The sequence below is a fragment of the Kribbella steppae genome (genome assembly GCF_004342025.1).
GTDB lineage: Bacteria > Actinomycetota > Actinomycetes > Propionibacteriales > Kribbellaceae > Kribbella > Kribbella steppae.
The window spans coordinates 117,263-141,790 of sequence record NZ_SLWN01000001.1; the positions used below are offsets into that span (position 1 = coordinate 117,263).

25 protein-coding genes are annotated in these 24,528 nt (G+C 68.2%); 11 read left to right on the top strand and 14 right to left on the bottom strand.

The genetic code is table 11. The annotated features are described in order from the left end of the window. Positions 1-15 precede the first annotated feature (15 nt). Both EV652_RS00540 and EV652_RS00545 read left to right on the top strand, forming a co-directional pair. Positions 16-789, top strand: a complete 774-nt coding sequence (locus EV652_RS00540; protein ID WP_158441059.1) for an endonuclease/exonuclease/phosphatase family protein — start codon at positions 16-18, stop codon at positions 787-789. 204 nt (positions 790-993) lie between these two features. Beyond that, positions 994-1,323, top strand: a complete 330-nt coding sequence (locus EV652_RS00545) for an STAS domain-containing protein (RefSeq protein WP_500784483.1) — start codon at positions 994-996, stop codon at positions 1,321-1,323. Positions 1,324-1,457: 134 nt separating this feature from the next. On the opposite strand, the gene EV652_RS00550 is transcribed toward EV652_RS00545, so the two are convergent. The 4 genes from EV652_RS00550 to EV652_RS00565 are packed head-to-tail and all read right to left on the bottom strand — an operon-like array spanning position 1,458 to position 5,900. Next, the gene (locus EV652_RS00550; protein WP_132206957.1) at positions 1,458-2,342 is read right to left on the bottom strand and encodes a carbohydrate ABC transporter permease; all 885 of its coding nucleotides are present in this window, start codon (positions 2,340-2,342) and stop codon (positions 1,458-1,460) included. Next, the gene (locus EV652_RS00555; protein WP_132206958.1) at positions 2,342-3,403 is read right to left on the bottom strand and encodes a carbohydrate ABC transporter permease; all 1,062 of its coding nucleotides are present in this window, start codon (positions 3,401-3,403) and stop codon (positions 2,342-2,344) included. Before EV652_RS00555 ends, EV652_RS00550 begins: the two co-directional genes overlap by 1 nt. Before the next feature lie 8 nt (positions 3,404-3,411). Further along, positions 3,412-4,665: an extracellular solute-binding protein gene (locus tag EV652_RS00560; RefSeq protein WP_132206959.1), complete on the bottom strand. Its 1,254-nt coding sequence runs from the start codon at positions 4,663-4,665 to the stop codon at positions 3,412-3,414. Further along, the gene (locus EV652_RS00565) at positions 4,662-5,900 is read right to left on the bottom strand and encodes a hypothetical protein (protein WP_132206960.1); all 1,239 of its coding nucleotides are present in this window, start codon (positions 5,898-5,900) and stop codon (positions 4,662-4,664) included. The genes EV652_RS00560 and EV652_RS00565 overlap by 4 nt, the downstream gene beginning before the upstream one ends. Positions 5,901-6,001: 101 nt before the next feature. Between EV652_RS00565 and EV652_RS00570 the strand changes: the two genes are divergently transcribed. Both EV652_RS00570 and EV652_RS00575 read left to right on the top strand, forming a co-directional pair. Next, positions 6,002-7,726, top strand: coding sequence for a glycoside hydrolase family 36 protein (locus EV652_RS00570; RefSeq protein WP_132206961.1), 1,725 nt, complete (start codon positions 6,002-6,004; stop codon positions 7,724-7,726). After that, entirely contained in the window at positions 7,726-8,760 is a 1,035-nt protein-coding gene (locus tag EV652_RS00575) for a LacI family DNA-binding transcriptional regulator (RefSeq protein WP_132206962.1), read from the top strand. The genes EV652_RS00570 and EV652_RS00575 overlap by 1 nt, the downstream gene beginning before the upstream one ends. Here the strand turns inward: EV652_RS00575 and EV652_RS00580 are convergent. Continuing rightward, positions 8,726-9,226, bottom strand: a complete 501-nt coding sequence (locus EV652_RS00580; protein WP_242001467.1) for a LysR family substrate-binding domain-containing protein — start codon at positions 9,224-9,226, stop codon at positions 8,726-8,728. The genes EV652_RS00575 and EV652_RS00580 overlap by 35 nt on opposite strands. On the opposite strand from EV652_RS00580, the gene EV652_RS46090 reads away from it, so the two are divergent. After that, positions 9,207-9,521 (top strand): SDR family oxidoreductase, encoded by a 315-nt coding sequence (locus EV652_RS46090; RefSeq protein WP_199237937.1) that lies wholly within the window; start codon positions 9,207-9,209, stop codon positions 9,519-9,521. The two genes, EV652_RS00580 and EV652_RS46090, sit on opposite strands and share 20 nt — an antisense overlap. Here the strand turns inward: EV652_RS46090 and EV652_RS00590 are convergent. After that, positions 9,496-10,812, bottom strand: a complete 1,317-nt coding sequence (locus EV652_RS00590; protein ID WP_369409984.1) for an MFS transporter — start codon at positions 10,810-10,812, stop codon at positions 9,496-9,498. The genes EV652_RS46090 and EV652_RS00590 overlap by 26 nt on opposite strands. A gap of 68 nt (positions 10,813-10,880) precedes the next feature. On the opposite strand from EV652_RS00590, the gene EV652_RS00595 reads away from it, so the two are divergent. From EV652_RS00595 to EV652_RS00605, 3 genes are read left to right on the top strand one after another with little or no spacing between them, the layout of a single operon-like run. Then, positions 10,881-11,858, top strand: a complete 978-nt coding sequence (locus EV652_RS00595) for an ArsR/SmtB family transcription factor (protein WP_199237938.1) — start codon at positions 10,881-10,883, stop codon at positions 11,856-11,858. Positions 11,859-11,884: 26 nt separating this feature from the next. After that, positions 11,885-12,532, top strand: a complete 648-nt coding sequence (locus EV652_RS00600) for a hypothetical protein (RefSeq protein WP_199237939.1) — start codon at positions 11,885-11,887, stop codon at positions 12,530-12,532. Positions 12,533-12,577: 45 nt separating this feature from the next. After that, positions 12,578-13,546, top strand: a complete 969-nt coding sequence (locus tag EV652_RS00605; RefSeq protein ID WP_242001468.1) for an EamA family transporter — start codon at positions 12,578-12,580, stop codon at positions 13,544-13,546. Between the two features lie 102 nt (positions 13,547-13,648). Here EV652_RS00605 and EV652_RS00610 read toward each other — a convergent pair whose 3' ends face one another. The 7 genes from EV652_RS00610 to EV652_RS00640 form a co-directional block, all read right to left on the bottom strand. After that, positions 13,649-14,797 carry an alanine--tRNA ligase-related protein gene (locus tag EV652_RS00610; RefSeq protein ID WP_132206966.1) on the bottom strand — a complete coding sequence of 383 codons (1,149 nt, stop codon included), beginning with the start codon at positions 14,795-14,797 and terminating at the stop codon, positions 13,649-13,651. Between the two features lie 216 nt (positions 14,798-15,013). Next, positions 15,014-16,132 carry a glycosyltransferase family 4 protein gene (locus EV652_RS00615; protein WP_132206967.1) on the bottom strand — a complete coding sequence of 373 codons (1,119 nt, stop codon included), beginning with the start codon at positions 16,130-16,132 and terminating at the stop codon, positions 15,014-15,016. Continuing rightward, positions 16,129-17,373, bottom strand: coding sequence for a M48 family metallopeptidase (locus EV652_RS00620; RefSeq protein WP_132206968.1), 1,245 nt, complete (start codon positions 17,371-17,373; stop codon positions 16,129-16,131). Before EV652_RS00620 ends, EV652_RS00615 begins: the two co-directional genes overlap by 4 nt. Beyond that, positions 17,366-18,835 carry a hypothetical protein gene (locus EV652_RS00625; protein ID WP_132206969.1) on the bottom strand — a complete coding sequence of 490 codons (1,470 nt, stop codon included), beginning with the start codon at positions 18,833-18,835 and terminating at the stop codon, positions 17,366-17,368. Before EV652_RS00625 ends, EV652_RS00620 begins: the two co-directional genes overlap by 8 nt. Positions 18,836-18,933: 98 nt before the next feature. Beyond that, a complete protein-coding gene (locus EV652_RS00630) occupies positions 18,934-20,022 on the bottom strand; it encodes a C40 family peptidase (protein WP_242001469.1) in 1,089 nt (362 codons plus the stop codon). A gap of 177 nt (positions 20,023-20,199) precedes the next feature. After that, positions 20,200-20,430: a hypothetical protein gene (locus EV652_RS00635; RefSeq protein WP_369409986.1), complete on the bottom strand. Its 231-nt coding sequence runs from the start codon at positions 20,428-20,430 to the stop codon at positions 20,200-20,202. A 119-nt stretch (positions 20,431-20,549) separates the two neighbouring features. Then, complete coding sequence (locus tag EV652_RS00640) at positions 20,550-21,860, bottom strand: NYN domain-containing protein (protein ID WP_132206972.1); 1,311 nt, start codon at positions 21,858-21,860, stop codon at positions 20,550-20,552. Positions 21,861-22,034: 174 nt separating this feature from the next. On the opposite strand from EV652_RS00640, the gene EV652_RS00645 reads away from it, so the two are divergent. Beyond that, positions 22,035-23,816, top strand: a complete 1,782-nt coding sequence (locus tag EV652_RS00645) for a DEDD exonuclease domain-containing protein (RefSeq protein ID WP_132206973.1) — start codon at positions 22,035-22,037, stop codon at positions 23,814-23,816. Here EV652_RS00645 and EV652_RS45675 read toward each other — a convergent pair. Beyond that, a complete protein-coding gene (locus EV652_RS45675) occupies positions 23,813-23,938 on the bottom strand; it encodes a hypothetical protein (protein ID WP_255512552.1) in 126 nt (41 codons plus the stop codon). The genes EV652_RS00645 and EV652_RS45675 overlap by 4 nt on opposite strands. A 24-nt stretch (positions 23,939-23,962) precedes the next feature. On the opposite strand from EV652_RS45675, the gene EV652_RS00650 reads away from it, so the two are divergent. After that, positions 23,963-24,103, top strand: a complete 141-nt coding sequence (locus tag EV652_RS00650; RefSeq protein ID WP_199237940.1) for a hypothetical protein — start codon at positions 23,963-23,965, stop codon at positions 24,101-24,103. A 125-nt stretch (positions 24,104-24,228) separates the two neighbouring features. Next, positions 24,229-24,516: an Lrp/AsnC family transcriptional regulator gene (locus EV652_RS00655; protein ID WP_132206974.1), complete on the top strand. Its 288-nt coding sequence runs from the start codon at positions 24,229-24,231 to the stop codon at positions 24,514-24,516. Positions 24,517-24,528 lie beyond the last annotated feature (12 nt).

Consider the following 24,528-nt stretch of genomic DNA (forward strand, 5'->3'; position numbering starts at 1 on the left):
CGGCGACCCCGAAGCATGACCCTCGGTCCCGACCCGGGATCTGGGACGGCGAGCGAACCTGGCTCGGGTACGGCGGGCAAGCTCGGACCGCCCGGTGATGCGGCGGTGCTGCGGGTGCTGTCGTACAACGTGCATCGGTGGGGTGACGACCGGGCGGCGCTGGCTCGGGTGGTGAAGGCGTGCGCGCCGGACGTGATGCTGGTGCAGGAGGCGCCGACCTGGTGGGGCACGCGGCGGAAGCGCCGGGCGATGGCGGACAGCTTCGGCATGCAGTACGTCGCCGCGTCGGCCCGCAACGCGATTCTGGTTGCCGATGGCATCGAAGTCGCCGAACCGCTGCACTGGCGGATCTGGCGCCCGTTCGTCCGCCGCCGGCTCCGGCTGATCGCGACCCAACTGCCCGGCGGCGCGGTCGGCGGCCGCATCACCCTCGGCTCCACGCCGCTGGCCTTGGTGGTCTGTCACCTCGGCCTCCACATCCTCGGCCGGCAACACGAGCTCGAGCAGGTCCTCCGCGGCTGCCGTTCCTTCGGTACGCCGTACCTCCTGGTCGGCGACCTCAACGAGGAACCCGATGGCCCGGTCTGGAAACGCCTCGCCGAAGAAGGCCTCACCGACCTCGGCGCCGACGCCGGCCCCACCTTCAGCTCCACCAACCCCCACAAACGCATCGACGGCGCCCACCTCACCCCACCCCTCACCGGCCGAGTCCTCCCCACCCCAGCCACCCCCGAAGACCTAGCCGCCGCCTCCGACCACCTCCCCACCCTCATCGAACTAACCGCCTGACCGCCTGCCCAGAGCACCCAGTCTTCCAGCATTACTACACACAGTAGCCGGGGGTTAGCTGGCGGGTACCTAGACGGTTGAAAGGCGGCTGTTCAATGGGTTTGTCGCCGTGCTGGATGTGAGGAGACGTCAGTGGAAAGTCCTGTCCCGGAGCCGCGTGTGGTTGCGTCCGCTCGGCCGCCGTCGGAAGTGAGTGGACCGTTTGTGTGCGGGTGGAGCGCTGTTGGTGAGTGTGCTGTGGTGCGGGTTGCCGGTCAGGTCGACGGCGTCACGGCGTCGGCGTTCGAGACCGAGCTCAAGCGCGTGATCACCACCAAGTTGCCGAAGCTCGTGGTGGACCTGCGGCGCGTCACCGTGATGGAGCCGGCCGGCATCGACGTACTCGCCGAGGCCCACAACCTGGCCGTCAAGCATGGTGGATGGGTGCGCACCTCCGGCGCGGCGAAGTGGCTGGTGGACCTGATCCGGAGCATCGGACCAGACCACTACCCGACCTTGGCGGAGGCTCTCCCCGCCTACCGCCGCGCTATCTGACGTACTGCGGCATCATCCGATCAGCTGATGCCAGCGCGACCTGGATGGGCGATGTGGCTGGGGTGGCTCGTCCGCGAGGCTCGTTGCATGACCACAGAGAGTACGAGAACGCTCCGTGGCTGTCTGTCCATACGTCAGCGGCCGCCGGTGAAGGTGATGCCGTTGGTGATCTGCTTCTGAGCCACGAAGAACACCACCAGGCAGGGCAGCGTGATCATCACGGAGGTTGCCATCAGCAACGGCGTGTCGGTGCCGTTGACGGACTGGAACCCGGCCAGTGCGAGCGGCAGCGTCTTCCACTCGTCGGAGTTGATGTAGATGGCCGGGCCGAGGAAGTTGTTCCAGTACCCCATGAACAGCAGGATCGACACCGCGACGACGGCCGGCCGGGCCAGCGGCAGGTAGACGAGCAGGAACATCCGGAACCAGCCGCAGCCGTCGACGACCGCGGCGTCGGCCAGCTCGGCCGGCATCCGGGCGAAGAACTGCCGGAACAGGAAGATGAAGAACGGGGACCCGAAGAAGGCCGGCAGGATCAACGGGTAGAGCGTGTCGACCATGCCGAGGTTGTTGAACAGCATGAACTGCGGCACCATCGTCACCTCGCCGGGCAGCAGCATGGTCGCCAGGACGACGGCGAACACCACCCCGGAGAACCGCACCCGCAGCCGGGCGAAGGCGAACCCGGCCAGCGCACACGAGAACACCGTCCCGACGATCGGGATGAACGTCGTCAGCACCGAGTTCAGCGCGTACCGCCAGAACGGGAACGACGTGACCGCTCGGGTGTAGTTGTCCCACAGGAACTCCTGCGGCCACACGCTCGCGCCCGAACTGCCCACCCCGGCCAGCGATCGCAGCGACGTCGCGATCATCCAGAGGAACGGGTAGACGAACGCCACCGAGCCGAGGACCAGGACGACGTAGAGAGTGATGGTGAGCGGCACGTTGCGCCGCCAGAACGGCCGGTCGGTGCGGAAGGCGACGGCGACCGGACGGGTTTCGGCCACGACGGCCATTACTTCCTCCTCAGTCGGCGACTCGATCGGCGGCGGTGCCCCGACAGTTCGGTCTCGTAGTACACGGCGAAGGCACTCCCCCGCGCCGTCACGGCGGTCAGCGCCAGGATGACGACGAACAGGATCCAGGCCAGCGCGGACGCGTAGCCCATCCGGAAGTTCTGGAACGCGTTGTCGTACAGGTAGTAGACGAAGAACAGCAGCGAGTCCTTCGGGCCGCCGTTCGCGATGAAGCCCTGAGTGAAGATCTGCAGCGCGCCGATGATGCCGGTGAGCGCGTTGAACAGGATGATCGGGGACAACTGCGGCAGCGTCACGTGCCAGAAGATCCGGACGGCGCCGGCCCCGTCGAGCGCGGCGGCTTCCTGCAGGTTGACCGGCACGTCCTTCAGGCCGGCCAGGTAGATCACCATCGCCCCGCCGACCGTCCACAGACTCATCAGGATCACCGTCGGCAACGCCCAGGACGCGTCGTTGAACCACCCCGGACCTTCGATCCCGACTTTGCCCAGTACGTCGTTCGCCAGCCCGTACTGCGGATTGAACACCCAGAGGAACAGCACCATCTGGGCCACGCCGGACACCAGGCTCGGCAGGTACCAGACAGTCCGGAAGAACCGCATTCCGGGCAGGTCCGCGTTCAGCAGCAGCGCCACCAGGAACGCCAGCACGGTCTGCAGCGGAACGCTGATCACCGCGTACAGCAACGTCACCTTCAACGCCTGCGCGACCCGCGGATCCTGGAACGCCTCGCTGTAGTTGGCGAGACCGACGAACTTCGGCGGCGTGATCAGGTCCCAGGAGGTCAGGCTGACGTAGACCGAGGACAGCATCGGGCCGACCGTGAAGAGAGCGAATCCGATCAGCCAGGGTGAGATGAACAGCCAGAACGCGATCGTCTTGTCGGCCCGCGGCCACTTCCGCTTCGCCCCGTACGCCGCCAGTCCGATGACGGCGTACAGGACGATCAGCAGGAGCAGGAACGGGACCAGCGGCACGAGTACGGCGGGTACGCCCCAGGACTCCGCGAGGCTCCGGATCCAGCCGATGGTCGGATTCATCGCCTACCTCACTGCTTCAGCGCGGCGGTGCACTTGTCGTTGAGCCCGGGCAGGATCTTCGCCACATCGTCCTTGCCGCTGCCGAGCGCGGTGTAGCTGGTGATGCCTTTGTCGGCGTCGCCGGAGATCTGCGCCTCCCGCGGCACCGACGGGCTGACCAGTCCGGTCTTCATCGCGGTGGTGAAGGCGGCCAGGTTCCGCTCGGCCGGGAGTACCTTCTCCAGCGTGCCGGTCGACTCGGCGATGATCGGTACGCCGAGCGCGGTGTTGCCCTGGATCAACTGCTTCTGCGCGTCCGGGTTCGAACTGGCGAACTCGACGAACTTCTTCGCCGTCTCCAACTGCTTGCCACTGGCCCTCTTCGAGATCGCCAACCCGCCGACCTCCATCGGGAATCCCTTGCCCGGGACCGGGACGAGGGTCCAGTTCGGCTTGCTGATCTTGGCGAAGTCGGCGATCGTCCACGGCCCGAAGTCGCTGAACGTGCCCAGCCGGCCGGCCGCGAACCACTGCGCCTGGTCCTGCCCCTGGATGTCGAGCGACGTCGGCGCGTACCGGTTCTTCTGCATGTCCACCAAGTACTGCGCGGTCTTCAGTCCCTGCGCGTCGCCGAAGGTGCATGCGGTCGCGTCGGCGTTGTAGAACCCGCCTCCGGCCGCGGTCAGCCAGCCCTTGAACCACAGGTTGCTCGCGCCGTACACCCGGCTCTTGCCCTCGCCGTGGGACAGCTTGGCAGCGACCTCCTGGTACTCGTCCAGCGTCAGCGGGGTGGTTGCACTCGGCAACGGCAGTCCCGCAGCCTTGAACGCGTCCACGTTGATCGCCATCACCTTGGGCTTGGCGGTGAACGGCATCGCGTAGTATTTGCCGTCGTACTTCAGCGACTCGGAGATGTTCGGCTGGACGAACTTGCCCGGGTCCACCTGCTGCTCGGCGAAACTGGGCGCGAACCCGGCCAGGCTGGTGTTGCTGATCTCCATCACGGTGGACTGGGTACCGGCCGCGATCGAGGTCTGCAGCTTCTGCTCGTAGTCGGCCTGGATCCAGTTGGTCGTCACCTTGGTACCGGGGTTGGCTTTCTCGAACGCGGCCGCGATCGCCTTCAGCGAGGCGGCCTCGGAGTTCGTACCCCAGAACGAGAAGCTGATGTCGGCGTTGCCGCTGTCGCCGCCGGTGTTGGCGGCGGGCGGGCTGCCGGTGGCGCAGCCCGCTGCGAGCAGTACGGCGGCCATCGCCGGGATGAGGCGGTTGGGAAGCTTCATGAAGGGTCCTTGGTCTGAGTGCTGACCCGGGCGGTCCGACCGGGTTCGAGGGTGTGTGGTCCGGCCGAACCGACCCTCACCGTCAGCGGCCCCGGTCCGCTGTGCACAGTGATCTCGGCGGTGTGCCGGCCTTCTTGGGTGATGCGCAGGTCCCACTCGCCGACCCGGACGTGGTCGGCGGTCAGCCGGCCGATCTCGGCGGGCAGATGCGACTCGATGGTCAGCGCCGCGTGAGGCGCGTCCGGCCGCAGCCCGAGCAGACCGGCCACCAGGTGCTCGACGACGGTGAACGAGATCTCCGGGTAGTCGTCCCGGCTGTCGATCAGGTGCTTCGTCCAGCGCCAGGCGGACTCGTCGCGACCATGTTTGAAGAACACAGCCGGCAGGTAGCTGAACGACTCGATGTTCAGCGGCGGGTGGGTTTCCAGCTGGGCTTCCACGTAGTCGAGGAGCCGCTCGTTGCGTTCCCCGGTCCCGCTGAGCCCGAACAGGGGGACCAGATCGTGCGACTCCAGCCCCCAGCCGTAGTCGAGTCCGTCCTTGGTCCGGCCGCGGGCGAACTGCTCCCCGTTCCACCAGTCGTTCAGGAACGTCGCCTGGATCCGCTCGGCCTCGGCGTGGTGGCCGAGTTTGCGGAGTACGGCGTACTGCAGCGCCAGGCCGTCGCCCGCGACGATGAGCGGCGCCTCCCGCTCGTTGTAGGTGGCGGTGCCGAGGAAGATGTCGCCGGTCCCTCCCGCCTCGGGTACGCCGTCGCCGTCGGAGTCGTGGGCCTCGACGAACGCACCGATGCTGTGGCGGTAGTACGCCGCGAGGTCGGCGTCATCGAGCCAGCGGCGGTCACCGGTCCAGTCGTGCTGTTCCAGCGCCCGGTAGGTCAGGTCGAACACCGCGGGGATCTCCCGGACGAAGTGCTCGTCGTGGTGGTAGTCGAGGGCGGCGATCCGCCCGTCGAAGTGGAACGCCCAGATCGGGAACCACTTCCGGGCCGGCGTCGCCGAGCGGGCGAAGTGCCGGAACATCGCGAAGTTCTCCGCGTCCAGACCGAGCAGGTGCGCCCCGATCGCCTGGTGGCAGACATCGCGCGAGTAGAACATCGGCCGGGACGGGTAGCCGGCCCAGTACGACGGCAGGTTGCCCGCCGCGGCATCGGTCTGGACCCAGTCGAGCGCCCGCTTCCGGGCCCAGCCGAAGGCGTCCTCGACGATCGGGTTGTCGGAGCTCAGAGCCAGCACGGCCACTCCTCGGAGAATCGGATATTAGCGCTAAAACTAGGAGCGTCCAGCAATTCAGTCAATACCTTCTTGCACCTCGGTTTTACCGCTATAGTCCAGACGTGACGACTTTCGAGATCTGCTCGCCCGACGGCCGCACGCTCCGCACCGGCTCGGTCTCCGGCGCCCGCTCGATCACCGCACTGCCGGCCACCGAGCCCGGCGTACTGCGGTACGACGTGGTGGCCGAGGACGTCGTCCGGATGCGGTGGACCTGGCCGGCCGAGTCCGCGGTCACGCTGTGGCGGGCGACGCAGGGATCGCATCGCGAACTGCCGACCGACTGGGGTTCTCACCGCGACATCCGGTCGGTCCGCTCGGCGCCGGTCGCGAGTCTCGTCGACGCCCAGGACCACAGCCTGCTGACCGTCGCGCTGTCCGCGACGGTCCGCGGGTGCGATTTCGCGATCGGTGTGCACGAGGAAGGCGCCGAGCAGCTGATCCAGCTCGCAGTCGACGACATCGAGCCGACCGACGGCGTCCGCCGCTTCACCCTGCGGATCGACCTGCGCGACCAGCACTTCGCCGCAGCGCTCAGAGGTGTGACCGAGGACTGGGCGGACGAGTTGGGCGATCGGATCGCGCCGGTGCCCGAGCTCGCCCGGCAGGCGATGTACTCCACTTGGTACAGCGACCACCAGCACGTCTCGGCCGAGTCAGTCGAACGGCACGCTCGCGCGGGAGCGTCGTACGGCTGTCAGGCGGTGATCGTCGACGACGGCTGGCAGACCGATGACACCGCGCGCGGCTACGCCCATTGCGGCGACTGGGAGCCGACCAGCCGGACGTTCCCCGACATGGCCGGGCATGTACGGCGGGTGCACGAGCTCGGACTTGATTACGTGCTGTGGCTCGCGCCGCCGTTGATCGGTGCGCACTCCAAAGCGTGGGAGCGGTTGAAGGACCGGACCCTCGGCTACGTCGACGGACTCAGCGCCTCGGTGCTGGATCCGCGGTACCGCGAGGTGCGTGACCACATCGTCGAGAGCTGCCTCCGGCCGGTGCGGGACTGGGGTGTCGACGGGCTGAAGCTCGACTTCCTCGACTCGTGGGCCTGGTCGTCTCCCCCGCCGGCACCCGACGGTGACTGCTCGTCGATCGACGAGGGCGTCGAGCTGATCCTGCAGGCGATCACGGCCGAGCTGCGGCCGAACGTCTTGATCGAGTTCCGGCAGGACTACGTGAACCCGCGGCTGTGGCAGTTCGGCACGTTCCTGCGGGCCGGAGACTGCGCGATGGACCCGGTGGAGAACCGGGTCCGCACGATCGACAGTCGCTTGCTGGCCGGCGATCGAGCGGTCCACTCGGACATGCTGATGTGGCATCCGGCGGCGGCCCCGGAGACGGTTGCTCAGCAGTTCATCGGTGCGATGTTCAGTACGCCGCAGGTGTCGGTGGAGCTCGATGCACTGCCGGTGGAGCAGGAGCGCGTCGTACGGTTCTGGCTCGGGTTCCTGCGGGACCACGCCGATGTGCTGCTGCACGGCGTACTGACTCCTTCGCGTCCGGACGCGCGCTACACCCAGGTGCGGGCCGTCGGTTCGAAGACTGTGGTTGCCGTTTTCGCCAACCCTGTCGTGCGTTTGAGTGACTCCGATCGGTCGGTCGTGCTGGTGAACGGTGGCAGCGAAGCGCGCATCCTGGTCGAAGGTGCTGGGCCTGGACCGGTCGACCTCGTAGTGTCGGACTGCTCGGGTGTCGAGGTCTATCGGGGTACGACGAAGGCGCCGGAACTGTGGGCGATCGACGTACCTGTGGCCGGCGTGGCCCGGATCGAGCGGAACTGATGGAGGGGGCTGGATTGGCCGAGCAGCGGAAGCCACGGCGGACAACGGTCGCGGACGTGGCCCGGCTGGCCGGGGTGTCGGCGATGACGGTGTCGAACGTGCTGAACGCGCCGCATCGGGTGAGCGACCCGACGGTGCGGACTGTGCGCGCCGCGATCGAAGAGCTCGGCTACGCCCCGAACCACGCCGCCCGGGCCTTGTCGTCAGGTCGCAGTCAGGTGATCGGGCTGCCGCTGTACCTCGACGACGATGCGTTCAGCGACCAGAACCCCGGGCTGGGCGGCTTCCTGCACGGATTGCTCGGCGGTCTGGTGAAGTCGGCGGCGATCTCCGGGTACGGCGTCCACGTCACCACACCGACCGAAGGTGCGACCGAGATCGCGCTGTACGAGAAGCTGATCGCGGCCCGGCAGGTCGACGCGATCGTCGTCCTGGAGACGATGCCGCAGGACGCGCGGATCGAGTTCCTCAGCCAGCGGCCGTTCCCGTTCGTCGCGTTCGGGCGGACCGGGCCGCAGCAACGCCAGTGCTGGGTCGACGTCGACAACGAGACCTCGATGGCCGGCATCGCACACCATCTGGACGCGACCGGCCGGACCAAGGCTGCCTACCTCGCGACGGACAGCGCGCTGCCGTGGGTGCATCAGCGACAGGACGGGTTCTGCCGGGAGTTCGCGTCACCGGTGGCAGTGGAGTCGTTCGGTTCGCTCGAGCAGGTGTCGGCGTACGTCGAGGAAGCGCTCGGTCGCCGTGATCAGCCGGACGTGTTCGTGGCCGACAACGATGCCTATGCCGTGGTCGCGATGCGCGCGCTGCAGCGGCTCGGGGTGAAGGTCGGCCAGGACATCGCCGTCACCGGCTTCAACGACTTCCCCTTCGCCGGCATGCTCGACACACCTCTGACCACCGCCCGGATCCCGCTCCGCGACATCGCCTCGTGCCTCTTCGACCGCGCCCTGGGCGAGATCAACGGCGACCCGGACGAACCCGGCCGCCTCGTCACGGCTCCGCTGGTTGTTCGCTCGAGTGCCTGATGGCGCAATCGAGGAAGCGCGCGATCCAGAGCGAACGGCTGCCGGCCGGCCAGACCAACATCATCTGGTACGGCGCTATGTCGCGGACCGGGAGATAGACGACATCGGGGCGTTGGTTGCTTCGAGCAAGTGAGGTGGGGACCAGGGCGGCCGCTTGCCCGAAGGCGACGACCTCCAGCAGTTGGGATGCGTCCTGGATGATCGGGCCGTCCACCGGGCGACCCGGATGGGCCGACCAGTAGTTTTGGTCGGCGTCGCGCGCGCCACTCCACCGGGGCGCGGGGATATCGGCCAAGTCGTCGGGGCTGAGGACATCACGGGCAGCCAGTTCATGACCGGCCGGAAGTGCCGCCACTCGTGGCTCGGTCCACAACAGTTCGGACTCCAGGCCGTGATCGTCGAACGGCCGGCTGACCAGCGCCACATCCGCCCGGCCGTCGCGGACCATGTCCGCCTGCTCGGTCACTCGAGCTGCTGTCGGACCCGGACGGCCGGCTGGCATCCCAGGGACTGCTCGCGACAGCTCGTCCAAGGCTGCGCTCAACGCGTTGACACTCGTCTACGCGAGCGCGTTGCGGAAGGACGGAATCAAGGTCAACGCTGCGAACCCGGGTCTGGTGCCAACCGATCTGAACTCGCGCGCCAAGGTTCACCGCGGCGACCGGACGACCGCGGACGGCGCCGCGGTGCCGGTTCTGATCGCGACCCTTCCTCCCGACGGTCCGAGTGGTCTGTTCAGGGGACCTGGGTCGCTGGACTAGGTGGTTCCCTGGTGAGTGCCTGACGGGCGATCAGCAGCGTGACCGTCGTACCGAGGATGCCGGAGAAGGCGATGGTGAGGTTCGGTTTCAGGAACGTGCCGATCAGGCCGGCGAGGGCGATGCTGAGGCCCTGGATGGCCATCAGACCGCTGGTCTGAACGGTGAACAGGCGGCCTCGGTACGACGGGTCGACGGTGGCGAGGATCATCGGGTCGATGGCCTGGTTGAAGGCGTAACCGGCGCCGGAGATCGCCAGCAGGACGGCAGCCACTGCGATGGAAGGCGTTGCCAGGAAGGCGATTGCGGGGATCTGGCTGGCGATCAGGAGTGGGACGACGAGCCGTCGCCGCGTGGTAGGGGTGAACCGCGCGACGACGAGCTCGCCGAGTACTGTGCCGGCCGCGTAGCCGGTGAAGAGTGCGCCGGCGGTCGCAGCTGCTGTGCCGGCTTGGGCGGTGTAGGCGACAGCCAGGCCGTCGGGTACCGAGGAGAAGGCGGGCGCGACCCAGGTCAGCAGGATCAGGGTGCGCAATCGCCTGGTGGTGAACAGGTAGCGGAGACCGCTCAGCGAATCGCTGACCGTGTTGCGCTGGCGCTCACCGGGCGGCGTGTACGGCGTTCCGACGCCGATAAGCACTGCGGATGCGGCGAAGGTGACGACGTCCAGCGCCAGCAGCCAGGTGGGGCCGATGGCTGCGACTGCGATCGCGCCGAGTGCGAAGCCGGTGAGGACGGTCAGCTGGCTGATTGCCCGGAGCAACGATCGGCCGACCGGGAAGAGGTCGGCGGGCAGCAGGTGGGCGAGGCTGGCGGCGCGCGCGCCGGCGAAGATCGGGGCGATGATGCCGGTCAGGAGAAGAAGTCCCAGCAGTGCGCCGACCGGTAGGTCCGGGATCAGCATGAGACCGATGCAGAGGGCGCTGAGCAGGTCGCACACCACCAGGACCCGGCGTGCTGGGAAGCGGTCGGCGATAGAAGAGAGCACGATCCCGCCGAGCGCGTAAGGCACGAATGAACACACCAGCACGAGGGCGGAGAGGAGCGGTGAGCCGGTCCGCTCGAACACGAGGATGGACAGGGCCACCTGAGCTGCGATGGTTCCGACCATGGACACGGTGTGGGCAAGGAAGATGTTCCGCATCCCAGGAACCGCAAGCACAGCCAGATAACCGGTCCTCCGGGCCGGCGGAGTCAGGGTGGCAGACGCAGACCCGGCCGTCGTGTGGTTGGCCGGCTCGTCCGGAGGGGGTGGCGGGACGGGGCCGGGGTGTGGTTGGCGGTTGGGAGTCACGGGGTTGAGCGTGTCTGGGATGGGTGGGGGTGGAGTAGAGTTTTGGGTGTGGCCGAAAGTTCTGGGCGATGACGGTCCTGCGGTTCACGCAGGGGGATACGTTGCGGTGCCGGTTCGGGGCCTCGCCGTTGTGGGAGACGATGTCGGCGGTGCGGGTGCTGCACGGGTCCAGGCATCGGCCGTTGTACTCGTCCTGGGTCGCCGCGAAGGCTGAGGTGGCGGCCACGCTGGATCTGCGCGGGTTGCAGGCGGTGCAACCTCGCGTGGGCTTCACACCTGACTTCCTGACGCCGCCACCCAAGGCGTCCCGGGCGAAGTTCGCGACCGAGATCGCCCGAGTGCGGAGCACGCCGCTCGAGCGAGTGCGGGCCGAGTTGATCCGGTCCCGCGACGAGCTCAACAACCCCGGCGCACCCGAGATCAACCGGATGCTGAAAGACCTGTCCGGCACTCGGGAGCGGCTCGCCGACGAGATCGAGAGCGCCTGGACCACCCTGATCCAGCCCGACTGGCCGCTCATCAGCCGCGTCCTCGAGGACGACATCGCCTACCGCGGCCAGCAACTCACCGACGGCGGGCTGGCGGCTCTGTTTGACGACCTGCACCCGACGCTGACCTGGGAGGACGACCGCCTCATCGCCACCCGGTACCGCGAGCCGGGCCGCGAACTCACCGGGCAAGGGCTCCTCCTCGTCCCCGGTGTCTTCGCCTGGCCGTACCTGGTGATGGTCGTCGACCCGACCTACCAACCCACAGTCGTCTACCCTGCACGCGGCGCAGCCCGGCTGTGGTCCGACGCCCCCGCTCCCCCGGACCCACTGGCCCGTCTGCTCGGTCGCACCCGCGCAACTTTGCTGGTGGCGCTGGACCCGCCGGCAACGACCAGTGCGCTCGCAGCACAGTACGGACTGGCCCTGGCAACGGTTGCCGAACACCTGTCCGCACTCCACGGTGCCGGGCTGGCGACCAGGCGGCGTACGGGTCATCAGGTGCATTACCGCCGTACCGAGGTAGGACAGGCAGTGGTCGACGCCTCCGTCGGTTGAGGGCAACGCCGGGTCAGAATGCTCGTGTGAACAAGATGCGTCACATTCGGCGGTGGCCGGCTTCGCTCGCCGTGCTCGCAGTACTGGTGCTGCAACTGCTCGTGCCGACAGAGATCGCCACATTGCCGCGGTGGATCATGCCGGCGCTCGGTGCGGCCCTGCTGCTGCCGCTGGTGTGGGCCAACCCGTTTCATCTGCGCCGGGACGAGCCCTGGTTGCGGTGGGTCGAGTTGGCGCTGCTCGCCGTACTCGTGCTCGTCAACGTCTTCTACCTGGCCGAACTGATCTTCTACCTGGGTTCCGGCGACGCCAACGACGGCATGGTGCTGGTGAAGGCCGCGTTGCTCATCTGGGTGACGAATGTGGTCGCGTTCGGGGTCTGGTACTGGGAGGTGGACCGGGGTGGGCCGTTCGCCCGGGCGCCCGAGCACGAGCATGAGGCCGAGCGGGCCGATCTGCTGTTCCCGCAGATGACGGTCGACCTGCCGGGCTGGGAGCGCTGGCTGCCCGGGTTCACCGACTACCTGTTCGTCGCGTTCACCGCCGCGACCGCGTTCAGCCCGACCGACACGATGCCGCTGACCGCACGGGTGAAGACGCTGATGGGGATCCAGTCGGCTGTCTCGCTGCTGACGATCGCGGTGATCGCGGCCCGCGCGGTGAACGTGCTCTGAGAACGCGCTCGACAGAGATGTAATGGGCATGAGAGGGTTATGCCCATGTACAGCACGAAGTCGGTGGGGCTCGGTTTCGCCGTGTTCTCGGCGGTGACGTTCGGTGGCTCCGGACCGTTCGCGAAGGCGCTGATCGGGGCCGGTTTCAGCCCTGAACAGGCCGCCTGGCTGCGGATTCTCGGGGCCGCGGCGCTGCTCATCCCGCTCGTGCTGATCTTCCGCGGCGTCAGCGGCCTGCGCGCCGCCCGGTCGTCGTGGCGAATGCTCGTCTTGTACGGACTGACCGGGATCGCCGGCTGTCAGACGCTGTTCTTCATCGCGGCCAGCCGGCTGCCGGTCGGGGTCGCGCTGATGCTCGAGTTCACCGGGCCGGTGCTGGTGGTCGCGTGGCTCAAGTTCGGGCAGAAGATCGCCGTACCGCGGACTGCGGCGGTCGGAGTCGGTATCGCGCTGATCGGTCTTGCGACTGTGGTGGAGATCTGGTCCGGGCTGACGCTCGACCTGGTCGGCCTGATCGCCGGACTCGGTGCGGCCGCGTGCCAGGCAACCTACTTCATCCTGATCGACAAGCTGACCGGCGCCGCGGATCCGCTGGTGATGACCGCGGCCGGGAGCGTGGTCGGTGCGGTGGTGCTGACCGCGATCTCCGCGCCGTGGGGCATCCCGTGGCACGCACTGGTCGAGACGATCGCGATCGGCGACCGCTCCGCGCCCGGCTGGGTGCTGGCCACCTGGCTGATCGTCGTCAGCACGGTCGTCGCCTACCTCGCCGGCGCCGCCGCGGTGCAGCGGTTGTCGGCCGCAGTGGGTGGTGCGGTCGCCTACGTCGAGGTCGTTGCCGCGAGCATCTTCGCCTGGATCCTGCTGAACGAGACGTTGCGTACCAACCAGATCATCGGCGGCGTGATCGTCCTGGCCGGTGCCTTCGTCGCCCAGTCCTCCGTCGGCAAGGTCGCCCCACCGGAGGTCCCGGACTCCGACACGCCTCGGACGCTGGACTCGGCGGGGGTTTGAGCGGTACCGAAGGACAGGAGGTAGTCCGCCCGCTCAGCGCCCGGCTCGCTCAGGCCGGCCGGCATCAGCCCACTGGCGGCGACCACCTCCTGTCCTTCGGTCCTACCGCAACGAGTCCACCAACTCCCTGGGCAACCCGTGTGTCTCGTGCAGGTACTCGTAGTCGGTGTCGTCGAGGGACTTGTGGAAGCGCTCGTGACTGAGGACCTTGCGGCCGCGGTCGAGCAGGTTGCTGAACCGGATCTCCTCGTCGATCAGGATCCGGCGGACCAGCGTGACCACCTCGCCCTGGTGGAAGTGGTTCAGCGTGTGCTCGAACAACTCCATCGGCAGGTCGGACAACGTGCGTGACTCGTCGTCGCGCCACAGGACGGTCAGCACCCGGCGAATCAGCCGGCGCAGCACGTAGCCGCGGCCGGTGTTCGACGGGTGCACGCCGTCGCCGACGATCACGATGCTGGATCGCAGGTGGTCGATGACGATCCGCTGCGACTGCTCGTCCAGCCGCCACATCTCCGGGATGATCCGCATCCACGGCTCGAACAGCGAGGTCTCGTAGACCGAGTCCTTGCCCTCCATCAGCATGGTCAGCCGCTCGAGACCGAGGCCGGTGTCGATGTTCTGCTGGAGCGGTTCAAGCGATCCGTCGTCGAGGCGGCGGTACCGCATCATCACGTGGTTCCACACCTCGACCCACCGCTTGTCCGTGCTCGGCGTGCCCTCCGGATCACCCTCGCCGGTCCAGACGAAGATCTCCGAGTCGGGTCCGCACGGTCCGGTCGGGCCGTTCGACCACCAGTTGTCGTCGGTGGTCAGCTCGATCGGCAGCCCGAGCTCCTGCCAGGTCCGCAACGACTCCTGGTCGATCGGGACCTGGCCGTCACCGCCGAACACGGTCACGTACAGGCGCTTGGGGTCGATACCGAACCCCTGGGTGATCAGCTCGTGGCCCCAGCGCAGCGTCTGGCTGCTGCCGTAGTCGCCGAGCGACCACGAGCCGAGCATCTCGAACACAGTGAGGTGGGTCGGATCCCCCACCTCGTCGAGATCGGTTGTTCGCAGGCATCGCTGGATGCCCACGAGTCTGCGCCCCAGGGGATGAGGTTCCCCTTCCAGGTACGGCGTCAGTGGATGCATACCGGACGTCGTGAAGAGCACCGGATCACCGAGCCGCGGAATGAGCGTGGACCCGGTGGTCGGAATATGGCCGCGGTCGAGGAAGTAGTCGATGAAGGTCCTGCTGATGTTCATGGTTCTGGTCCTGTCTTTCACTGACCGGAACCAGACCACCGGGCTTCAGAAACAACAAAACCGGCGAACCGTTTCCGGTCGCCGGTGGGAGGTCGAGATGTCAGGCAGCGGCAGCCGGAGAGCAGTGAGCTCGTACGGCTGCGGTAAGTCGGGACATCTGATGCATGTCCGCCAGAGTACACGACCCGCGACGCTCCCTGTCCAGCGCGTTCCCGATCACAAGTCGAGCAGCTCCCGCAGTACGGCGCCGCTCCCCGACCACGACCAGCTCTCGCGAACCCAGGCCCGACCCGCCGCTCCCATCGCCTTCGCCTTCGCCGGATGGGTGAGCAGAGCGATGAGCCGGGCAGCGACGGCAGGCGGGTTGTACGGGTCGACCAGGTAGCCGGTTTCGCCGTGCCTGACCGTGTCCGCGGCTCCACCCGAGTCTCCGACCACGACCGGCTTGCCGGCGGCGGACGCCTCGAGTGTGACGATCCCGAGCGCCTCCGGCTCGAGCCCGAACCGCCGGGTCCGGCACGGCATCGCGAATACGTCCGCGGCGTCGACGTACGGCGGGATATCCGTCCACGGCACCGGACCGGTGAAGACCACGGAGGACGTGATGCCGAGGGACGCCGCAAGACCCTCCAACCGTTCGCGGTCCGGACCGCCGCCGACCAGCAGGAGAATGGCGGACGGTACGGCGGCCAGCACCCGAGGCCAAGCGCGGATCAGCGTGTCCTGCCCTTTCCGCGGGATCAGCCTCGACACGCACGCGACCACGGGCGCACCTTCGAGCCCGAGTCCTTTGCGCACCTGCTCTCCCCCGCACTCCGGGAAGAATCGGTCGGTGTCGACCCCAGGAGTCAGCCGTCGCATCCGTCGTACTGCGGCCGGTGACAGCGCCGGCGCGATCTGGTCCGCACACCACGACGAGACCGTCGTCACCGTGTCGGCCGCGTCGCCGATCCGCCGGAGCGCCTGGCGAGTGCCCGGTACACCGGCCCACCACGTCTCGTGCCCGTGCGTCATCGCGACGATCCGCCGCGCCCCGGCCCGTCGCAGCGCCGGCCCCATCAGGCCGAGTGGCGCGGCCGCCCCGAACAGCACCCGATCCGCGTTGTGCTCACGCATCAGCCGTACGGCGTACTTCGTGATCCGCGGCGTCGGCAGCAGCATCGTCGTGGGGTCTCGCACCACCGGGAACGGCAGATCTGAGTCGTACGACGTGTCGCCAGGTGAATGTGACGTGTAGACGACGACGTCAGGCAGCTCGTCGCACAGGGACCGGACGAACGTCTCGATCCCGCCCTGGCGTGGCGGGAAGTCGTTGGTGACGACCAACACCCTCATCGCTGGACCAACGGTGGCACCGACGTACCGTGCTCGGCCGCCCAGGACCGGCCCATCGCGATCCGCTCGGGTGCGGTCGGGTGACTGGCGAACATCCAGTACCGCCAGCGGCTCGGGTTCAGCCCCGAGATGTTCGTCACGGCCAGATCGTGCTGCATCGCGACGAAGTTGCCCGGATCGTTCGTCAGCCGCAGCGAGTGGTAGTCCGCCCGGGCTTCGATCCGGCGGCTGACCAGGTTCTGCACCGGAGCGGAGAGCGTCGTACCGGCGACGATCACGGCCAGCAGCAACGCGGTCCGGCGCGGGTCGGACATCCGTGCCCCAAGCAACAACTTGAGCAAGATCACCGCGAAGGCGGTCCCGAGCACACCGATCAGGGTGCCGTGCAGTACGTCGTCCTCCGCGGCGTGACCGAGTTCGTGCGCGACGACCAACCGGACTTGCGCGGGCGGCACATCCTTCAGCAGCGTGTCGTAGACGACCAGCCGCCGGGTCGAGCCGAAGCCCGAAACGTAAGCATTCAAGGCGGTTGTGCGCTTGGACGCGTCCGCGACCAGCACATCCTTGACCGGTACGCCGTCGTCCGCGGCCAGCTTCATGAAGTCGTCGCGCTGCGGTCCGGCCGGCATCGAGGTGAACTCGTTGAACCGCGGCTCGACCAGCACCGGATAGGCGAACGAGACCCCGAGCACGAGCACCGCACCAGCGATTGCCGCAGGCAACCACCACCACGAGCGCCAGCGTTTCGCCAGCCCGACCAGGCCGACCGCGATCACCGCGAGCGCGAGCGACATCAGCAACCAGTTGACCGCCCGGTCACGGGTCCACAACCCCCAGTCCTGCACCGACAGGCCGTACTTCCGGCTGACCCGCTCGGCCATGACATCGGTCGGCACGGTGATCACGCTGGTGAGGAGTCCGAGACCGGCCACGAGCAGCGGTACGGCGACGTACCACCGGCGAATGCGGATCGCGTCGTACAGGCGGCGGCCGAGCGGGCTGAAGCCGATCGCCAGCGGGACCAGCACGGACAGCACCCACGAGGTGGTTGACCACGGCAACAACTCGTGCCGGAACGCGTTCTGGCGGGCGATCTCGGCGGCGGTGAAGTCCAGCGTCGCGTCCGGCGTGGGCAGGTCGATCAGGTGCCACGGGGTGGTGACGACGATGACGACGGTGAGTGCGGCAGCGAGGGCGACGGCGACCACAGGTGGCGTCCACCGTGCGGCCGCGTCAGACACCGGCGAGCCTCTTGAGGTACTGCTGCCACTCCGCGACGAACTCCTGCTCGGTCATGCCGAGCACGGACTTGAAGGCGTCGGCCAGACCGGTCGGACTCTTCGACGCGTGCACGGCCCGGTAGAACTTCACCAACTTGCTCTGCCCCTCCCGCTCGGCGATCAGCCGGCAGGCGAGCCAGGCCGACTCGTAGGCCTGGGGCAGCTCCGACGACGACGCGGCGAACGCCTCGGGCGCTGGGAGTGCCGTCGGCACCTTGCCCGCCCGGATCGCCTTGAACAACTCCTTCGCCGCCGACTCGTCCTGTACGGGTACGGCGGTGAACGCGACGTAGTCCGCGAACCCCTCGGCCAGCCACAACGGTACCGGCGAGGCGGTGGCGGTCGACGCGACGTGGGTCGTCTCGTGGGTCAGCACGATCTTGCGGCCCTGTCTGCCCAGCTCGTCGAACAGCTTGGGGTTCGCCACGATCCGCACCGGCGCACCGGCTTGCGGGGTGTCCAGCTCGGCCATCGTGACCGCGGCGATCTGGGTATAGGTGTTCGGCTGCGCGCCGAGCACGAACTCCATCTGGGCTTGTTTGGCGGGCAGGTAGACGACCGCCTTCTGGCGCCAGCTCCGGCCCCAGACCTTGCTGACCGACTCGACCGCACGGTCGGTGGCGGAGACATAGCTCTCCGCGTTCGCCTCCGAATCAAGGCTGATCACCAGACTGCGATCACCCTCGGCCACGTCGATCGGGCCGAGCGCCCAGATCGGCCGCCGCTGACCGGCCACGAACCGCTCCGAGAAGGAGGCCGCGTACGTCGTACCGTCGCGGGTGACGAAGGTGACCGGCAGGGTCTCGCGGGCCGGTTTTGCGTCGTACCCGCTGAGTTGCCAGGAGACCTCGACCTGGGCCAGCCAGGACTCGCTTCCGCCCAGCGCGGCCTGGCGGTCGGGAGTGAGTGCCGCGGTGTCGTCGCTGACGTAGCGGAACTGGAAGCTGGCGATCGGGAGTTTGCCGAGGTTCGCGAAGATCGTGCGGGCGCTCTCGCGGAACTCGGTCGCCTGCGGGTCGACGGTGGCGAGGAACGCGGACCGGCTCTCGTCCTCGACCGCCGTGGACATCTTCTGCAACACCGCTCCGCCGACGCTGGCACGCCGTACGCCCTCCGCGGCCTCGTCCGGCGTGGTCGAGGTCTGCGGGGACTCCGCGGTGATCGGAACACCTGGATCGGCAGGCGCGTCGGCGATCTGGCGCAGACCGGCATACCCGGCTCCGGCGACCAGGCAGACGGCGACGCCGAGCGCGACCTTCCGCACGATCGGACCGAACGTGGGCGGGACCCGACGCCCGCCATCGACCCGGTCCGCGGTCTCCGGGTGGGGGGCGGGAGGCACCGCGGGCAGGGGCATCGTGTCGCCCTGTTCGTCGATCACCTCGGCCCCTCGCTGCTCACCTGCCCCAGTCAGGCGGGACACTACGTGCCTCCTCTGACAGTAGAGCACTCGGATGGTGGTGAAATGACTCGGCTCCGGGGATGAGACCCCGGAGCCGATGAGTATGACAAAGGTGCGGTTCAGCCCGGACGGACCGCGGTGCTGTAAGGCATCAGGTCGATCGGGTCGGTCTTCACCGGCTTGCCCGGGCGGCTCGCGTGCACGATCCGGCCGTTGCCGATGTACATCCCGACGTGGCTGATCGGCGAGTAGTAGAAGACCAGGTCACCCGGCATCAACTGGCTCTTGCTGACCCGGCGACCCTCGCTGGCCTGCGCCTTCGACGAGTGCGACAGCGAGACACCGGCCTTGCCCCAGGCGTACAGCATCAGGCCGGAGCAGTCGAACGAGTTCGGCCCTTCGGCGCCCCAGACGTACGGGTCGCCCAGCTGCGCCATCGCGGTCTGGACCGCGATCCCGGCGCGGCCGTTGGCCGGCACCGGCAGATCGTCCATCCGGTCGCCGTCCCGGCTCGGACGCTCGTCCTTGGCCTCCTCGGCTTCCTTCTCGTTCTCCGCCTGGATCCGGGCCCGCTCCTCGTCACTGAGCTTGTCGAGCACCTTCTCGGCGGCGTCGAGGTTGGTCTGGATCTGCTTCTTCAGCGCGTCCTGCTGCGCCTGCACGGCCTGCAGCGCGGCCAACTCGGTCTGCTCGCTGGCCTTCAGGTCGCCCAGCTTGCCCTGGGCCTGCTGGTAGCGGCGGAGCGCCGAGTTCTGCTGGCCGGCGAAGGCCTGGGCGGTGGAGGCCTGGCTGAGGAACTGGTCGGGGTTCGTCGACAGCAGCAACTGCGCCGTCGTCGTCATCCCGGAGGTCTGGTATCCGGCGACCGCGAGGGAACCGATCTGCCGCTTCACTCCGTCCACCTGGCCCTGCTGCTTCGCGATGGCGGCCTGCAGGGCCTTCACCCGGGCACCGGAGGCGCTGATCTGCCCGCGCAGGTCGTTGGCCGACTCACCGGCCTCCTCGGCCTTGTGCTGCAGAGCGGCGACCTGCTTCTTCGCCGTGTCCAGGTCCGGCTTCGGATCAGCGTCAGCCGCTCCCTGGATGAAGATCACGCCCGCGACGACTGCGGTGCTGGTGATGGCGGCGAGGGCGATACCCCTGGTGCGGTTGATGCGTCCGGTGGACACAGCCCGGTCGGTCCCTTCCTCTGCTCGCGCCGTCCCCATTGACCACGCCTTCCGCAACGGAACTTACACTGCGGGACCTGACGGGCCACCCATCGGCTTCGTGCTGCCCGGTCGGTCTGATCGGCCGACACCCTGAGGCAACGAGAGGTAACAGTAGTGACCGTTTCGTGACCAGTGCAATTCGCCCCTCGGGTTTGATCCAAAATTAACGAAGGATCACCCCGACCCAACGGCCGTTCCACCTTCCCCGTCAGGGGTTTCGGCAGCAGTGTCAGGATGGACGCTGCTGACAGCGTGTACCAGGCGTAGCGGTGGCACCAGGCCGGACTCGGCCAAGGCGTCCAGCGCGGCCTTCTCGTCGTCGTCGATCCGCAGCGTGCCGGCCCGTTCAGCCGAGAAGCCGAGCACGACCGTCACCACGCAGTCCTGGCAGCCCGGACCTCTCATCACACAAGCGTCGCAGTCGATCAGCACAACGTCCTCCAAAGTGGGGAAGCACCCGGACTTGCATCCGGCTGAGAAGGACGCTAGAGACCCCCGCCGACAGTTTGTGCGGGTTACCGGCTTCAGGCGCGGGCGATCCGGCTGATCAGAGTGGTTGCCGAGAGCGACCGGGCACCCATCGTGATGATGCTTTCGGCAACTTCGCGGTCGGTCGACACGACGACGATCGGGCGGCCGGGCGGTTCGGCCCGGACCAGTTGCCGGATCACCTCATCGGCGATCACCCCGGCCGGGCTGAAACGCACCCGCACACCGCGCGGCGGATTCAGTTGCACGGGGCCCGAAAGTTCGGCGCCGTCGAAGACCACCGTCACCTCGATGCGACGCTGCGCGACCAGCGCCCCCAGTGCCGTCACCAGTCGCTGACGCTGCGAATGCAACGGCGAGTTCGGCCATGCGGTCTTCGTCACGTTGTAGCCGTCGATGATCAGATGTACCTGCGGCAACGACAACAACTCGTCGAACAACGCCGGGTCGTCGTCCGGCGCCGTACGCCCGACCGGTGCGGCCGAAGGCTCCGTCCCGGCGACGGTGTCGGCCGGCCGCAGCTCTCCCCCAGGCGGCAGCGCCAGCTCGCGACGCAGCCCGCTCGCTGCCTCGATCACCGTGTCCAGGAGCAGCCGGGTCCGCGTCGACGCGAGCTCGCGTTCCTGTCCCGCCGTACGACGGGCGGCGTGTTCGACTGCTTCGAGTTCGGTGATGCGGGCCCGGAGTTTGCGCAGCTCACGGTCAACTTCGGCGCGGGCGGCGTCGACCCGTTCGTCGGCCGTCTCGGCCTCGGTGGTGCGGAGTTCCAGCTCGACCTGGAGACCGCTGATCCGCTGCCGCGCCTCGTTGAGCTTGCGCCGCAGCGAGACGTTCTCGGCCTTGAGCTCGTTGACCTGTTCGCGCAGCCGTTCGCGGACCTGCCGGGTCTCGGTCCGCGCCTGGTCGAGCTGGTCGGACAGCCTGCTGACCGCCTCCTCGGCGACGCGCGGTGCCTCCACCGGCACCTGCGCGGCGGCCGCGGCGAGGTGCTGTTCCCAGTCGTCCGGGCGGAGCAGGAAGGCCAGAGCCGCGACCTCGACCGGGTCTGCGGCCGGCACCGGTACGCCGTCGGCAACCGCATCGCCGAGCTCTGGGTGCTCCCGCCGTACCTGGAACGCCGTCAGCCGGCGGAAGTGGTCGTCGGTCTCCAGGATCGGACCGAGGACGGACGCCGAGAGCTTGGCTCGTTTGGCCGGCGCGAAACTGGCGAACCGGCGCAGCGGTGACGGGATGTCGGACGCCGGCAACTGGCCGAGAGCCTGCGCGGCGAGGGCGAGAACCCGTTGCCGGACCGGTTCGGGCAAAGAGGTAGCGGCGGAGCTCGCGGCGGTGCCTGCCTCAGTCACCGGTCCGCAGTCCGGCCCGAACGAAGGTCTGGCTGAGCCAGTGACGCAGACCACAACGCCCCGGCGCGTGGGCCGGTTTCGCGGTAGTCGCCTGTGTACGCATACAGAGAGCCTAGTCGACTCCTACGCGTGTCACCTGCGGAATTGTCGGTGGTGGCTTTTAGCGTCGTTGCCATGACCAGCCCGGCTCCGGACCAGCTGACGCCGATTCGTGGTGTGCAACCGAGTTTCGACGACCTCGGTACGCCGCTGCGCGACGTCACGTTCTGCGTCGTCGACCTCGAGACCACCGGCGGCGCGCCGGGGGACTCGGGGATCACCGAGATCGGCGCGGTCAAGGTGCGCGGCGGCGAGGTGATCGGTGAGTTCCAGACCCTGGTCAACCCGTCCGAGCCGATTCCGCCGTTCATCGCCGTCCTGACCGGCATCACCAACGTGATGGTTGCCTCGTCACCCCGGATCGGTTCGGTGCTGCCGGCGTTCCTGGAGTTCGCGCAGGGCTGTGTGATGGTGGCGCACAACGCGCCGTTCGACATGGGTTTCCTCAAGCACGACAGCCAGGTGCACGGGTACGACTGGCCCGACTTCGCCGTCGTCGACACCGCGTTGCTGGCCCGCCGGGTGATCACGCCGGACGAAGCGCCCAACTGCAAACTCGGCACTCTGGCCAAGCTGTTCCGGACCACCACCACACCGAACCACCGCGCGTTGTCGGACGCCCGCGCGACCGTCGACGTACTGCACGGGCTGTTCGAGCGCGTCGGCTCGCTCGGCGTGCAGACGCTGGAGGACCTGCAGACGTTCTCGGCCCGGGTCGCGCCGGCCGTGCGAGCGAAGCGGCACCTGGCCGAAACGTTGCCGCACGCACCGGGTGTGTACCTGTTCACCGACGACCGCGGCGAGGTGCTGTACGTCGGGAAGTCGAAAGACCTGCGCAATCGGGTCAGGTCGTACTTCACCGCGTCCGAGACCCGGACCCGGATCGGCGAGATGATCGGTATCGCCACCGGGGTGCGCGCGATCGAGTGCGGCACGTCACTCGAGGCCGAGGTCCGCGAACTGCGGCTGATCGCGGAGCACAAGCCGCGGTACAACCGGCGGTCGAAGTTCCCGGAACGGCAACATTGGCTGAAGGTCACCGTCGAACCGTTTCCTCGCCTGTCGCTGGTCAAACAGGTGCGCGACGACGACGCCGGGTATCTCGGCCCGTTCAGCTCGCGGAAGACGGCCGAGCGGGCGATGGCCGCGCTGCACGAGGCGTTCCCGATCCGGCAGTGCACCGCGCGGATGTCGCGGAATCCGCAGCTGTCGCCGTGTGTGCTGGCCGAGATGGGCCGCTGCGTGGCGCCCTGCGACGGGCGGATCTCGATGGATTCGTACGGCGAGTTCGTGACCATGCTGCGGACGGCGCTGACTGTGGACCCGACCCCGGTGGTCGAAGCGCTCGACCGGCGGATCGATCTGTTGTCGGCGGGCGAGCGGTTCGAGGATGCCGCCGTACATCGGGATCGGCTGAGTGCGTTCGTGCGCAGTTCGGCCCGGATGCAGCGGATGGCGTCGGTGACGGGGTGTGCGGAGATCTGCGCGGCGCGGCGGACCGACGACGGCGGGTGGGAGCTGCACGTGATCCGACGCGGACGGCTGGCAGCGGCGGGGATCAGCCCGCGCGGGACGGATCCGCGCCGATACCTGGAGATGCTCCGCGCCTCCGCCGAAACCGTCCTGCCCGGCATCGGCCCGGTCGCGTCCGCCTCCCCGGAGGAGATCGAGCTGGTCCTCCGGTGGCTCGACCAACCCGGTATCCGCCTGGTCGAAATGGACGGCACCTGGACCTGCCCGGTCAGCGGCGCCGGCCGCCACCTGACCCGCCTCGACAATTCCCACTCCGAGGAGCACCACCACCCCACCGAGCGCCGCCGCCGGCTCCGCCCGCTGGGCCCCGCCCGCGCCGGCTAAGCCTCGATGAATTGGTAGTCGGCAGTGATTCGGCCATCCGGCGCGAGCAGCAGGAGGTCGATGCCGATCGCCAGCGTCTCTCCCCCACCGGACGGCACCATTGCCCAACGAAGCTTGACCATGTCCCGGAGCGCCGCAACCTCGCCGTGCCACGTGAACTCGAACTGACCCGCTTCGGTACGGCGATCGAGGTCACCGTCTCGGAGTTGCGGATGGAGGCGTTCCTGCCCGCGGACGAGCCGACCGCGAAGGCGCTGCGCTTACTCGATCCAGCGGCATCGGACTGAGCGGTGGAACGACCGGCCGTGGTCGGTGCGTCGTACCGGCGTCCGTCGTACCGGTGGAGACCGGGTTTCGGGGTCGGCGGCACTATGCTTCAGCGGGTTGAAATGTGATTCGAGGAGAGGACGGCATGGTCACCGCGATCGTGTTCATCAAGGCCGACGTCGCGCGGATCCCGGAGGTCGCCGAGCAGGTGGCGGCGATCGAGGGCGTCAGCGAGGTCTACTCCGTCACCGGTGGGCTCGACCTGATCGCGATGGTCCGGGTCGCCCACCACGAGGACCTCGCCACCGTCATCCCCGAGAAAGTGAACCGGGTGCCCGGAGTGGTGAGCACCGAGACCCACATCGCCTTCCGCGCGTACTCGACGCACGACCTGGAGGCGGCCTTCAGCCTGGGTCAGGAGGACGGTGTCTGAGGGCCGGGAAAC